The organism is Flavobacterium soyangense (assembly GCF_015277675.1).
Taxonomy (GTDB): Bacteria; Bacteroidota; Bacteroidia; order Flavobacteriales; family Flavobacteriaceae; genus Flavobacterium; species Flavobacterium soyangense.
Genome location: NZ_JADHEC010000025.1, coordinates 41,120 through 52,385, shown reverse-complemented (window position 1 = coordinate 52,385; position 11,266 = coordinate 41,120). Strand labels below are relative to the sequence as shown.

Genomic DNA, 11,266 nt, shown 5'->3' with positions numbered 1-11,266 from the left:
TAAGCGATAAATACTTGCTTAAAGATAAAGAAAACTAAGGAGTTATCCAAATATTTTGAACGATTTTTAATACAAAAGAATAAACATTGGAAAGGAAGGTTTTTAGACAGTTTGACGTGGGGACGCTAAGGGCGTGCTTACGGTTTTTGAGGTAAATAGTATTGAAAATATTTTTAAGGTTCATTTTTTTTATGAAACGCATAAGTTTAAATGCTTTTGTAAAATAGTTAAAAAGGGGTTGTTTTATTTCTAAGCGGAATCATTTATTGGTAATTCTGTATTCCATTAAAAAACAAATATTTACTTATCGCAAAATTTAATTAATTATGATTTGTTTACAACAAAATAATTACTACATTTGCAACCCCGTAAAAAGCGGGAAATTTAATATATAAGAAATTTTAGTATTAATTATGCCAACAATTCAACAATTAGTAAGAACAGGAAGAACTCAGATAACTAAGAAGAGTAAATCGGTTGCTTTAGATTCTTGTCCTCAAAGAAGAGGGGTTTGTACGCGTGTTTACACTACTACACCAAAAAAACCAAACTCTGCAATGCGTAAAGTAGCGCGTGTACGTTTGACAAATGGTAATGAGGTAAATGCTTACATCCCTGGTGAAGGACACAATCTACAAGAGCACTCGATAGTATTAGTTAGGGGTGGAAGGGTAAAAGATTTACCAGGAGTTAGATATCACATCGTTCGAGGTGCGCTTGATACATCAGGTGTAGCGGGAAGAACGCAAAGAAGATCTAAATATGGTGCTAAACGCCCAAAAGAAGCAAAAAAGTAATTTAAAAAGTTGTTCTTGTTGAGGCGCGATTTATAGCGACTAGATAAAGTATGACATTTAATTAAAAAAAAGAAATGAGAAAAAGAGCGGCAAAGAAAAGACCACTTTTACCAGATCCAAGGTTTAACGACCAATTGGTAACGCGTTTTGTAAACAACTTAATGTGGGACGGTAAGAAATCAACAGCTTTCAAAGTTTTTTATGATGCAATTGACATTATAGAAACTAAAAAGCAAGATGCGGAAAAACCATCATTAGACATTTGGAAAGATGCTTTAACTAATGTTATGCCTCACGTAGAAGTACGTAGTCGTAGAGTTGGTGGGGCTACATTTCAAATCCCAATGCAAATTAGACCAGATAGAAAAATCTCTATGGCCATGAAATGGTTGATTCTTTATTCAAGAAGAAGAAACGAAAAATCAATGGCTCAAAGATTAGCTTCAGAGTGTTTAGCTGCGGCTAAAGAAGAAGGGGCTGCCGTTAAGAAAAGAATGGATACTCACAAAATGGCAGAAGCTAATAAAGCTTTCTCTCACTTTAGATTTTAATTCTTAAGAAATGGCTAGAGATCTTAAATTTACAAGAAATATTGGAATTGCTGCTCACATTGATGCTGGTAAAACAACAACAACGGAGCGTATATTATTCTATACAGGAAAGTCACATAAAATTGGTGAAGTACACGATGGTGCTGCAACAATGGACTGGATGGCGCAAGAGCAAGAAAGAGGTATTACGATTACCTCTGCTGCTACAACTTGTGAATGGAATTTTCCAACGGAACAAGGTAGAATTTTACCTGAATCACTTCCTTATCACTTTAATATTATTGATACCCCGGGACACGTTGATTTTACTGTTGAAGTAAATCGTTCTTTACGTGTACTTGACGGGTTGGTTTTCTTGTTTAGTGCTGTTGATGGTGTAGAACCTCAATCAGAAACGAACTGGAGATTAGCAGATCAATATAGAGTGCCACGTATGGGATTTGTTAATAAAATGGACAGACAAGGATCTAACTTTTTGATGGTATGTCAACAAGTAAGAGATATGTTGAAGTCTAATGCTGTTGCTATAACTTTGCCAATTGGTGAAGAAAATGACTTCAGAGGAGTAGTTGATTTAGTAAAAAATCAAGCTATTGTATGGCATGAAGAAGGTTTGGGTGCTACTTATGATATTGTGCCTATTCCGGAAGATATGCTTGCAGAAGTAAAAGAATACAGATCTATACTTATTGAAGCCGTTGCTGATTATGATGAAAACCTGTTAGAGAAATTCATGGAAGATGAAGAATCTATTACTGAGGAAGAAATTAATAACGCATTAAGAGCAGCGACTATGGATATGGCTATCATTCCAATGATTGCTGGTTCTGCTTTCAAAAACAAAGGAGTTCAATTCATGTTGGATGCAGTATGTAAATACTTGCCATCTCCAATGGATAAAGACGGTATCGAAGGGATTCATCCTGATGATTCTGAATTATTAGAAGAAGATCAAACAAAAATATTGCGTAAGCCAGATGTTAAAGAGCCTTTCGCTGCCTTAGCATTCAAAATTGCTACTGACCCATTTGTAGGTCGTTTAGCTTTCTTCCGTGCTTATTCAGGACGTCTAGATGCAGGTTCTTACGTTTTGAACACTCGTTCAGGAAATAAAGAAAGAATTTCTCGTATCTATCAAATGCACGCTAACAAACAAAACCCAATCGATTATATAGAAGCAGGTGATATTGGAGCAGCAGTTGGATTTAAAGACATCAAAACTGGAGATACATTGTGTGATGAAAAACATCCAATCATTCTTGAGTCAATGAAATTCCCGGCACCGGTAATTGGTATTGCCATTGAGCCTAAAACTAAAGCTGATGTGGATAAAATGGGTATGGCTTTGGCTAAATTAGCTGAAGAAGATCCAACATTTACTGTTAGAACGGATGAAGCTTCAGGGCAAACAATTATCTCAGGAATGGGGGAATTACACTTAGATATCCTTGTTGATAGAATGAAACGTGAATTCAAAGTTGAAGTAAACCAAGGTGAGCCTCAAGTTGAATACAAAGAAGCATTTACAAAAGTTGCTCAACACAGAGAAGTTTACAAAAAACAATCTGGTGGTCGTGGTAAATTTGGTGATATCGTATTTAGATTAGAACCAGCAGATTTAGTAGATGGTAAAGCTGTTAAAGGTTTACAATTTATAAATGCTGTAAAGGGTGGTAACGTTCCTAAAGAATATATTCCATCTGTAGAAAAAGGTTTCCGTGAAGCTATGAAAACAGGTCCTTTAGCAGGATATCAAGTTGATAGTTTGAAAGTAACTTTATTGGATGGATCTTTTCACCCTGTCGATTCTGACGCACTTTCATTTGAACTTGCTGCTAGAATGGGTTACAGAGAAGTGGCAAAAGCTGCTGGTGCAATTGTTCTCGAGCCAATTATGAAAATGGAAGTGATCACACCTGAAGAAAACATGGGAGATATCGTAGGTGATATTAACCGTCGTAGAGGTCAAGTGAATGATATGGGTGACAGAGCTGGTGCTAAAACCATCAAAGCAGATGTGCCGTTATCGGAAATGTTCGGTTATGTTACTACATTAAGAACACTTTCATCTGGTAGAGCAACATCTACTATGGAATTTTCACACTACGCAGAAACACCTTCCAATATTTCGGAAGCAGTTATCAAAAAAGCAAAAGGAACCGCTTAATCTTTAAGAAAATGAGTCAAAAAATCAGAATAAAATTAAAATCTTACGATTATATGTTGGTGGACAAGTCTGCCGAGAAAATCGTAAAAACCGTAAAAAGCACCGGAGCAGTAGTAACAGGCCCAATTCCGTTACCTACTCATAAAAAACTTTTTACCGTTCTACGTTCTCCACACGTTAATAAAAAAGCGAGAGAGCAATTTGAAGTAATGTCATACAAGAGATTAATTGACATTTATTCATCATCATCAAAAACAATTGATGCTTTGATGAAATTAGAATTGCCAAGTGGTGTTGAAGTAGAAATCAAAGTATAGGTATATTGTATTTAATTCTGCACTGTAAATTGTATTAAGAAACTTCTTAATACAATTTACATTGTATGATATGCAATTTTTTAATAATTAATAAATAATAATTATGTCTGGGTTAATTGGTAGAAAAATCGGCATGACCAGCATTTTCGACGAAAACGGGAAAAATATTCCTTGTACAGTAATCGAAGCTGGACCATGTGTTGTTACCCAAGTCAGAACCAAAGGTGTTGACGGGTACGAAGCGTTGCAACTTGGTTTCGATGACAAAAACGAGAAACATTCCACAAAAGCGGCCGTTGGTCACTTTGCGAAAGCAGGAACTGTAGCTAAGAAAAAAGTCGTTGAATTCCAAAATTTTGCAACTGAACAAAAATTAGGAGACGTTATTGACGTTTCAATGTTTGTAGAAGGAGAATTTGTAGATGTACAAGGTGTATCTAAAGGTAAAGGTTTTCAAGGGGTTGTGAAACGTCACGGTTTTGGTGGTGTAGGACAAGCAACTCACGGTCAACACAACCGTTTAAGAGCGCCAGGTTCTGTAGGAGCTTCTTCTTATCCATCTAGAGTATTCAAAGGAATGCGTATGGCTGGACGTATGGGAGGCGAAAATGTAAACGTTCAAAACCTTAGAGTTTTAAAAGTAGTGACTGAAAAGAACCTACTTGTTATTAAAGGATGTGTTCCTGGATGTAACAACTCTTATGTAATCATTCACAAGTAATGGAAGCAAAAGTATTAGATTTCAACGGAAAAGATACTGGAAGAAAAGTTCAACTTTCTGATTCAGTATTCGCAATTGAACCAAATAATCATGCAGTATACCTTGATGTTAAGCAATATCTTGCTAATCAAAGACAAGGAACGCACAAAGCAAAGGAAAGAGCTGAAGTAGCGGGAAGTACACGTAAGATTAAAAAACAAAAAGGAACTGGAACTGCTCGTGCGGGTAGTGCAAAGAATCCATTGTTTAAAGGTGGTGGAACAGTTTTCGGACCAAGACCAAGAAGTTATTCATTTAAATTGAATAAAAGCTTGAAACGTTTGGCAAGAAAATCTGCTTTCTCAATTAAAGCAAAAGAAGCAAACATAATTGTTCTTGAAGACTTCAATTTTGAAACACCAAACACTAAAAATTTCATCAATGTTTTGAAAGCTTTAGGGTTGGAGAATAAAAAATCTTTATTTGTGTTGGGCGATTCGAATAAAAATGTATATTTGTCGTCACGCAATTTAAAGGCGTCTAAGGTGATAAGTAGCTTAGAATTAAGTACTTACGACATTCTAAACACGAATAGTTTAGTACTTTTAGAAGGTTCTTTAGAGGTAATTGAAGAAAATTTAAGTAAATAATAGGATATGAGCATCATAATTAAACCTATAGTAACAGAAAAAGTAACCAAAGAAAGTGAAGTATTAAACCGCTTTGGATTCTTCGTTGACAAAAAAGCAAACAAAGTGCAAATTAAGAAAGCTGTTGAAGCTGCTTATGGAGTAACTATTTTGAGTGTTAACACGATGAATGTAAGGCCGGATAGAACTACAAAATACACTAAAAGTGGTCTTATCAGTGGAAAGACGAATGCTGCTAAAAAAGCATTTGTACAAGTACAAGAAGGAGAAACAATTGATTTTTACAACAATATCTAAGATAGAAAAATGTCAGTAAGAAAATTAAAACCTATTACCCCAGGTCAGCGATTTAGAGTTGTGAATGGTTATGACGCCATTACAACTGATAAGCCGGAACGCTCTTTGATAGCGCCGATAAAAAACTCTGGAGGTAGAAATAGTCAAGGAAAGATGACCATGCGTTATACGGGTGGTGGTCACAAGCAGAGATATCGTATCATTGATTTCAAACGTACAAAAGAAGGAATTCCGGCGACAGTGAAATCAATCGAATATGATCCAAATCGTACTGCGTTTATCGCATTGTTAGCTTATGCTGATGGTGAGAAAACATACATTATTGCTCAAAACGGATTGAAAGTTGGTCAGAAATTAGTTTCTGGTCCAGAATCTCAGCCTGAAATAGGGAATACTTTACCATTAAGCAGAATTCCATTAGGAACTGTAATATCTTGTATCGAATTGAGACCAGGACAAGGGGCTGTAATCGCTCGTTCTGCTGGAACATTCGCACAATTAATGGCAAGAGACGGAAAATACGCAACAATCAAAATGCCTTCGGGAGAAACAAGATTAATCTTGTTGACTTGTTCGGCTACAATTGGAGCAGTTTCTAACTCAGACCACCAATTAGTTGTATCTGGAAAAGCAGGTAGAACAAGATGGTTAGGAAGAAGACCTAGAACAAGACCAGTAGCAATGAACCCTGTCGATCACCCAATGGGTGGTGGTGAAGGACGTTCTTCTGGTGGACATCCACGATCTAGAAACGGTATACCTGCTAAAGGTTATAGAACACGTTCTAAGAAAAACCCGAGTAATAAGTATATTGTAGAACGTAGAAAGAAATAATAAGATATGGCACGTTCATTAAAAAAAGGACCTTTCGTTCATTATAAGTTAGACAAGAAAGTTCAAGAAAACATTGAAAAAGGTAGTAAAGGAGTTGTAAAGACTTGGTCTAGAGCTTCTATGATTACTCCGGACTTTGTTGGACAAACAATCGCAGTTCATAACGGTCGTCAATTTGTACCAGTTTACGTAACAGAAAACATGGTAGGTCACAAATTAGGAGAGTTTTCACCAACTCGATCTTTTAGAGGTCATGCTGGAGCAAAAAATAAAGGTAAAAAATAAGAAGCAATGGGAGTTCGTAAAAGAGAAACAGCAGACGCAAGAAAAGAGGCTAATAAGTCTTTGGCCTTCGCAAAGTTAAATAACTGCCCTACTTCACCTAGAAAAATGCGCTTAGTAGCAGATCTAGTAAGAGGTCAGAAGGTAGAGAGAGCACTAAATATTTTAAGATTTAGTTCTAAAGAAGCTTCAAGAAAATTAGAGAAATTGGTTTTATCTGTAATTGCCAACTGGCAAGCAAAAAACCCTGATGCTAATATGGAAGAAGCAGGCTTATTCGTTAAAACTATCACTGTAGATGGTGGAATGATGTTGAAAAGACTTCGTCCAGCTCCACAAGGTAGAGCACACAGAATTAGAAAACGTTCAAACCACGTAACCATCGTGTTAGGAGCTATTAATGATAACACACAAGCAAAATAATTAAAGATGGGACAAAAGACAAATCCAATTGGAAATAGACTTGGTATCATCAGAGGATGGGACTCTAACTGGTATGGTGGAAATGATTACGGTGATAAACTTGCCGAAGATTTCAAAATCAGAAAGTATATCCATGCTCGTTTATCAAAAGCTAGTGTATCAAAAGTAATCATCGAGAGAACTTTGAAACTTGTAACCGTTACTATCACTACTGCTAGACCTGGTATTATTATCGGAAAAGGTGGCCAAGAGGTAGACAAGTTGAAAGAAGAACTTAAGAAAGTTACTGACAAAGAGGTTCAAATCAACATCTTTGAAATCAAAAGACCTGAACTTGATGCTTTTTTAGTTGCTACAAGTATCTGTCGTCAAATCGAAAGCCGTATTTCTTACAGACGTGCAATCAAAATGGCTATTGCTGCTACTATGCGTATGAACGCAGAAGGTATCAAAGTTTTGATTTCTGGTCGTTTGAATGGTGCAGAAATGGCACGTTCAGAAGGTTTCAAAGAAGGTAGAATTCCTCTATCAACTTTCAGAGCCGATATCGATTATGCTCTAGCTGAAGCTCATACTACTTATGGTAGAATGGGTATCAAAGTTTGGATCATGAAAGGTGAAGTTTATGGAAAGAGAGATCTTTCTCCGCTTGCAGGAATGGATAAAAAACAATCCGGAACTGGTGGTGGTAAAGGTGGCGATTCTCCGCGAGGAGATAGAAAACCTTTTAATAAAGGTGGAAAACCAGACGCTCGTAAGAGAAAGTAAATTTTTAAACTAAAGAAAAATGTTACAGCCTAAAAGAACAAAATACCGTAAGGTACAAAAGGGTAAAATGAAAGGGAACTCTCAAAGAGGGCACGAACTTTCTAATGGAATGTTTGGTATTAAATCTGTACATGAAGATGGAATGTTCTTAACCTCACGTCAAATCGAAGCTGCACGTATTGCTGCAACTCGTTTTATGAAAAGAGAAGGACAATTATGGATCAAAATATTTCCAGACAAACCAATCACAAAGAAACCTCTTGAGGTACGTATGGGTAAAGGTAAAGGAGCAGTCGAGTATTGGGCTGCCGTTGTTAGACCCGGAAGAATAATGTTTGAAGTTGGAGGAGTACCTTTGTCAGTTGCGAAAGAGGCGTTACGTCTTGCAGCTCAAAAGCTTCCATGTAAAACTAAATTCATCGTTGCTAGAGATTTCGAAGCATAATTAATTATATATTATGAAACAATCAGAAATAAAAGATCTTTCTGCAGCTGAGTTGCAAGAAAAACTTAACCAAACTAAGAAAGCATATGCTGACTTAAAAATGGCTCACGCTATTTCTCCAATTGAGAATCCGCTTCAAATTAGAAGTGTTAGAAGAACAGTTGCAAGATTAGCTACAGAACTTACTAAAAGAGAATTACAATAATTCTAAAGATGGAAGAAAAAAGAAATTTAAGAAAAGAAAGAGTTGGTGTTGTAACTTCAGACAAAATGGATAAATCTATTGTTGTTGCTGAAGTGCGTAAAGTAAAACACCCACTATACGGTAAGTTCGTGTTGAAAACTAAAAAGTATCATGCACACGACGAAAAGAACGACTGTAACATTGGGGATACTGTAAGGATTAGTGAAACTCGTCCTTTAAGTAAAACAAAATGTTGGAGGTTAGTTGAAATCATTGAAAGAGCTAAATAATTATGGTACAACAAGAATCAAGACTAAAAGTAGCAGATAATACGGGAGCAAAAGAAGTTTTAACTATCCGTGTTTTAGGAGGTACCAAAAGAAGGTATGCCTCTGTTGGTGACAAGATTGTAGTTTCTATCAAAGATACTGCTCCTAACGGAAACGTTAAAAAAGGATCAGTTTCAACTGCAGTTGTTGTACGTACCAAAAAAGAAGTGAGAAGAGCTGATGGTTCTTATATCCGTTTCGATGACAATGCATGTGTTCTTTTGAACGCTGCAGGAGAAATGAGAGGAACTCGCGTTTTTGGACCGGTAGCAAGAGAACTTCGTGAAAAACAATTCATGAAAATTGTATCATTAGCACCAGAAGTGCTTTAATTATTTTAAGATGATAAAGCTAAAAGTAAAATCAGGAGACATCGTAAGAGTAATTGCTGGAGACCATAAAGGTGCTGAAGGTAAAGTTTTACGTGTATACCGTGAGAAAAATAAAGCAATTGTTGAAGGTGTAAACATGGTTTCAAAACACACGAAACCAAGTGCGAAAAGCCCTCAAGGTGGTATTGTAAAAAAAGAAGCTTCTATACAAATATCAAACATATCTCTAATTGATCCTAAAACTAAGGAAACAACTAGAGTTGGTATTAGAGTTGAAGGAGATAAGAAAGTGAGATTTTCAAAAAAATCTAATCAAGTACTATAGTAATGGCATATATACCTAGACTAAAAGAAGAGTATAAGAACAGAGTAATATCTGCTCTTAAAGAGGAATTCGGATACAAAAACGTAATGCAAGTTCCAAAATTGGAAAAAATCGTTTTAAGTAAAGGAGTTGGTGCAGCTGTATCTGATAAAAAACTAATTGACTATGCAGTTGATGAGTTAACAAAGATCACTGGACAGAAAGCAGTATCTACAATTTCAAAGAAAGACGTTGCGTCATTCAAATTGAGAAAAGGGATGCCTATTGGAGCAAAAGTTACTTTGCGTGGAGAAAGGATGTATGAATTTTTAGATAGATTAGTTACTTCTTCTTTGCCACGTGTTAGAGATTTCAGTGGAATTAAAGCTACTGGTTTTGACGGAAGGGGAAACTACAATCTTGGTGTTTTAGAGCAAATCATTTTCCCTGAAATTGATATTGACAAAGTAAATAAAATATCTGGAATGGACATTACTTTTGTTACTTCTGCTGCTACGGACAAAGAAGCAAAATCGTTATTGGCTGAATTAGGTTTACCTTTTAAAAAGAATTAAGATATGGCTAAAGAATCAATGAAAGCCCGCGAGGTGAAGAGAGAAAAAACGGTAGTGAAGTATGCTGAGAAAAGAAAAGCTTTGAAAGAAGCCGGAGATTCTGTAGGTTTGCAAAAATTACCTAAAAATGCTTCACCAGTACGTTTGCACAATCGTTGCAAATTGACAGGTAGACCAAGAGGATATATTCGTCAGTTCGGTATTTCACGTGTAACATTTCGTGAAATGGCAAATAACGGACTAATTCCTGGAGTTAAAAAAGCTTCTTGGTAATCAAATATTTATAAATTGGTTTCAGGTTCAATAGATTAGTTCTGTCGAAAACCGTTGCCGCAAATCAATACATATGTATACAGATCCTATTGCAGATTATTTGACGAGAGTTAGAAACGCTGTGGCTGCAAACCACAAAGTTGTCGAAATTCCGGCATCTAATCTAAAAAAAGAAATAACTAAGATCTTATTTGATCAAGGATATATCTTAAGTTACAAATTTGAAGACAACTCTGTTCAGGGTTCAATTAAAATAGCTTTGAAGTATGATAAGGATACTAAAGAGTCAGTGATTAAAGATATCCAAAGAATTAGTAAACCAGGTTTACGTAAGTATTCAGGTTCTTCTACCATTCCAAGAATCCTTAACGGATTGGGAATTGCGATTGTTTCAACTTCAAAAGGTCTTATGACTGGGAAACAAGCGAAGCAATTAAATGTAGGTGGTGAAGTAATTTGTTACGTATACTAATTAAAAGACTTATAAGAGATGTCAAGAATAGGTAAAAATCCCGTTGTAATCCCTGCCGGAGTAACTGTTGAAGTTGCAAATGGTATTATTACAGTAAAAGGAAAAAATGGTCAACTTACACAGGAATATTCAGATGTTACTGTAACAGTTGAAGGAGATCAAGTTCAAGTGAACAGATCATCTGATCACAAAGACCAAAGAGCAAAACACGGTTTATACCGATCTTTAATCAATAATATGATTATCGGTGTAACTGATGGTTTTACAAAATCTTTGGAATTAGTTGGAGTGGGTTATAGAGCTTCAAATGTAGGACAAAAATTAGATTTAGCTCTTGGATATTCTCACAATATTGTTTTGGAAATAGCCCCGGAGGTAGTTTTGGAAACTATATCTGAAAAAGGTAAAAATCCAATTGTAAAATTAACATCATTTGATAAACAACTTTTAGGCCAGGTTGCCGCGAAAATCAGAGGTTTCCGCAAACCAGAACCGTACAAAGGAAAAGGTGTTAAATTTGTAGGTGAAGTATTAAGAAGAAAAGCAGGTAAATCAGCGTAAAAAAT

20 protein-coding genes are annotated in these 11,266 nt (G+C 35.9%); all 20 read left to right on the top strand.

Going from position 1 to position 11,266, the window contains the following annotated elements; translation table 11 throughout:
- Window positions 1-413 precede the first annotated feature (413 nt).
- The 20 genes from rpsL to rplF all read left to right on the top strand — a co-directional run bounded on the left by rpsL (window position 414) and on the right by rplF (window position 11,261).
- The gene (gene rpsL / locus IR213_RS11450) at window positions 414-797 is read left to right on the top strand and encodes a 30S ribosomal protein S12 (RefSeq protein WP_007136570.1); all 384 of its coding nucleotides are present in this window, start codon (window positions 414-416) and stop codon (window positions 795-797) included.
- Between the two features lie 74 nt (window positions 798-871).
- Window positions 872-1,348 carry a 30S ribosomal protein S7 gene (rpsG, locus tag IR213_RS11445; protein WP_194312446.1) on the top strand — a complete coding sequence of 159 codons (477 nt, stop codon included), beginning with the start codon at window positions 872-874 and terminating at the stop codon, window positions 1,346-1,348.
- Window positions 1,349-1,358: 10 nt separating this feature from the next.
- Window positions 1,359-3,515, top strand: a complete 2,157-nt coding sequence (gene fusA, locus IR213_RS11440) for an elongation factor G (RefSeq protein WP_194312445.1) — start codon at window positions 1,359-1,361, stop codon at window positions 3,513-3,515.
- An 11-nt stretch (window positions 3,516-3,526) separates the two neighbouring features.
- Window positions 3,527-3,832, top strand: a complete 306-nt coding sequence (gene rpsJ, locus IR213_RS11435) for a 30S ribosomal protein S10 (RefSeq protein WP_040473603.1) — start codon at window positions 3,527-3,529, stop codon at window positions 3,830-3,832.
- Window positions 3,833-3,935: 103 nt separating this feature from the next.
- The gene (gene rplC / locus IR213_RS11430) at window positions 3,936-4,553 is read left to right on the top strand and encodes a 50S ribosomal protein L3 (protein WP_194312444.1); all 618 of its coding nucleotides are present in this window, start codon (window positions 3,936-3,938) and stop codon (window positions 4,551-4,553) included.
- On the top strand, window positions 4,553-5,182 hold the full coding sequence (gene rplD / locus IR213_RS11425) for a 50S ribosomal protein L4 (protein WP_194312443.1): 630 nt from the start codon (window positions 4,553-4,555) through the stop codon (window positions 5,180-5,182). The genes rplC and rplD overlap by 1 nt, the downstream gene beginning before the upstream one ends.
- Before the next feature lie 6 nt (window positions 5,183-5,188).
- Window positions 5,189-5,479 carry a 50S ribosomal protein L23 gene (gene rplW, locus IR213_RS11420; protein ID WP_194312442.1) on the top strand — a complete coding sequence of 97 codons (291 nt, stop codon included), beginning with the start codon at window positions 5,189-5,191 and terminating at the stop codon, window positions 5,477-5,479.
- Between the two features lie 9 nt (window positions 5,480-5,488).
- Window positions 5,489-6,313: a 50S ribosomal protein L2 gene (rplB, locus tag IR213_RS11415; RefSeq protein WP_143391051.1), complete on the top strand. Its 825-nt coding sequence runs from the start codon at window positions 5,489-5,491 to the stop codon at window positions 6,311-6,313.
- A 6-nt stretch (window positions 6,314-6,319) separates the two neighbouring features.
- Window positions 6,320-6,598 carry a 30S ribosomal protein S19 gene (gene rpsS, locus IR213_RS11410; RefSeq protein ID WP_194312441.1) on the top strand — a complete coding sequence of 93 codons (279 nt, stop codon included), beginning with the start codon at window positions 6,320-6,322 and terminating at the stop codon, window positions 6,596-6,598.
- 6 nt (window positions 6,599-6,604) lie between these two features.
- Complete coding sequence (gene rplV / locus IR213_RS11405) at window positions 6,605-7,018, top strand: 50S ribosomal protein L22 (protein ID WP_073370567.1); 414 nt, start codon at window positions 6,605-6,607, stop codon at window positions 7,016-7,018.
- A 6-nt stretch (window positions 7,019-7,024) separates the two neighbouring features.
- Window positions 7,025-7,786, top strand: coding sequence for a 30S ribosomal protein S3 (gene rpsC, locus IR213_RS11400; protein WP_194312440.1), 762 nt, complete (start codon window positions 7,025-7,027; stop codon window positions 7,784-7,786).
- 19 nt (window positions 7,787-7,805) lie between these two features.
- A complete protein-coding gene (gene rplP, locus IR213_RS11395) occupies window positions 7,806-8,231 on the top strand; it encodes a 50S ribosomal protein L16 (protein WP_194312439.1) in 426 nt (141 codons plus the stop codon).
- 13 nt (window positions 8,232-8,244) lie between these two features.
- Window positions 8,245-8,436, top strand: a complete 192-nt coding sequence (gene rpmC, locus IR213_RS11390) for a 50S ribosomal protein L29 (protein WP_073370563.1) — start codon at window positions 8,245-8,247, stop codon at window positions 8,434-8,436.
- Window positions 8,437-8,444: 8 nt separating this feature from the next.
- Entirely contained in the window at window positions 8,445-8,705 is a 261-nt protein-coding gene (rpsQ, locus tag IR213_RS11385) for a 30S ribosomal protein S17 (RefSeq protein WP_194312438.1), read from the top strand.
- Between the two features lie 2 nt (window positions 8,706-8,707).
- Complete coding sequence (rplN, locus tag IR213_RS11380) at window positions 8,708-9,076, top strand: 50S ribosomal protein L14 (protein ID WP_194312437.1); 369 nt, start codon at window positions 8,708-8,710, stop codon at window positions 9,074-9,076.
- Between the two features lie 10 nt (window positions 9,077-9,086).
- Window positions 9,087-9,401 carry a 50S ribosomal protein L24 gene (gene rplX / locus IR213_RS11375; RefSeq protein ID WP_194312436.1) on the top strand — a complete coding sequence of 105 codons (315 nt, stop codon included), beginning with the start codon at window positions 9,087-9,089 and terminating at the stop codon, window positions 9,399-9,401.
- Between the two features lie 2 nt (window positions 9,402-9,403).
- Window positions 9,404-9,955 (top strand): 50S ribosomal protein L5, encoded by a 552-nt coding sequence (rplE, locus tag IR213_RS11370; RefSeq protein ID WP_194312435.1) that lies wholly within the window; start codon window positions 9,404-9,406, stop codon window positions 9,953-9,955.
- Between the two features lie 3 nt (window positions 9,956-9,958).
- Window positions 9,959-10,228, top strand: coding sequence for a 30S ribosomal protein S14 (rpsN, locus tag IR213_RS11365; RefSeq protein ID WP_194312434.1), 270 nt, complete (start codon window positions 9,959-9,961; stop codon window positions 10,226-10,228).
- Window positions 10,229-10,301: 73 nt separating this feature from the next.
- Entirely contained in the window at window positions 10,302-10,700 is a 399-nt protein-coding gene (rpsH, locus tag IR213_RS11360) for a 30S ribosomal protein S8 (RefSeq protein ID WP_194312433.1), read from the top strand.
- Window positions 10,701-10,718: 18 nt separating this feature from the next.
- Entirely contained in the window at window positions 10,719-11,261 is a 543-nt protein-coding gene (gene rplF, locus IR213_RS11355) for a 50S ribosomal protein L6 (protein ID WP_194312432.1), read from the top strand.
- Window positions 11,262-11,266: the final 5 nt, after the last annotated feature.

Bases quoted from the DNA above. Each gene is read 5' to 3' on its own strand.
- rpsL (WP_007136570.1), top strand. From the start codon at position 414: ATGCCAACAATTCAACAATTAGTAAGAACAGGAAGAACTCAGATAACT.
- rpsG (WP_194312446.1), top strand. From the start codon at position 872: ATGAGAAAAAGAGCGGCAAAGAAAAGACCACTTTTACCAGATCCAAGG.
- fusA (WP_194312445.1), top strand. From the start codon at position 1,359: ATGGCTAGAGATCTTAAATTTACAAGAAATATTGGAATTGCTGCTCAC.
- rpsJ (WP_040473603.1), top strand. From the start codon at position 3,527: ATGAGTCAAAAAATCAGAATAAAATTAAAATCTTACGATTATATGTTG.
- rplC (WP_194312444.1), top strand. From the start codon at position 3,936: ATGTCTGGGTTAATTGGTAGAAAAATCGGCATGACCAGCATTTTCGAC.
- rplD (WP_194312443.1), top strand. From the start codon at position 4,553: ATGGAAGCAAAAGTATTAGATTTCAACGGAAAAGATACTGGAAGAAAA.
- rplW (WP_194312442.1), top strand. From the start codon at position 5,189: ATGAGCATCATAATTAAACCTATAGTAACAGAAAAAGTAACCAAAGAA.
- rplB (WP_143391051.1), top strand. From the start codon at position 5,489: ATGTCAGTAAGAAAATTAAAACCTATTACCCCAGGTCAGCGATTTAGA.
- rpsS (WP_194312441.1), top strand. From the start codon at position 6,320: ATGGCACGTTCATTAAAAAAAGGACCTTTCGTTCATTATAAGTTAGAC.
- rplV (WP_073370567.1), top strand. From the start codon at position 6,605: ATGGGAGTTCGTAAAAGAGAAACAGCAGACGCAAGAAAAGAGGCTAAT.
- rpsC (WP_194312440.1), top strand. From the start codon at position 7,025: ATGGGACAAAAGACAAATCCAATTGGAAATAGACTTGGTATCATCAGA.
- rplP (WP_194312439.1), top strand. From the start codon at position 7,806: ATGTTACAGCCTAAAAGAACAAAATACCGTAAGGTACAAAAGGGTAAA.
- rpmC (WP_073370563.1), top strand. From the start codon at position 8,245: ATGAAACAATCAGAAATAAAAGATCTTTCTGCAGCTGAGTTGCAAGAA.
- rpsQ (WP_194312438.1), top strand. From the start codon at position 8,445: ATGGAAGAAAAAAGAAATTTAAGAAAAGAAAGAGTTGGTGTTGTAACT.
- rplN (WP_194312437.1), top strand. From the start codon at position 8,708: ATGGTACAACAAGAATCAAGACTAAAAGTAGCAGATAATACGGGAGCA.
- rplX (WP_194312436.1), top strand. From the start codon at position 9,087: ATGATAAAGCTAAAAGTAAAATCAGGAGACATCGTAAGAGTAATTGCT.
- rplE (WP_194312435.1), top strand. From the start codon at position 9,404: ATGGCATATATACCTAGACTAAAAGAAGAGTATAAGAACAGAGTAATA.
- rpsN (WP_194312434.1), top strand. From the start codon at position 9,959: ATGGCTAAAGAATCAATGAAAGCCCGCGAGGTGAAGAGAGAAAAAACG.
- rpsH (WP_194312433.1), top strand. From the start codon at position 10,302: ATGTATACAGATCCTATTGCAGATTATTTGACGAGAGTTAGAAACGCT.
- rplF (WP_194312432.1), top strand. From the start codon at position 10,719: ATGTCAAGAATAGGTAAAAATCCCGTTGTAATCCCTGCCGGAGTAACT.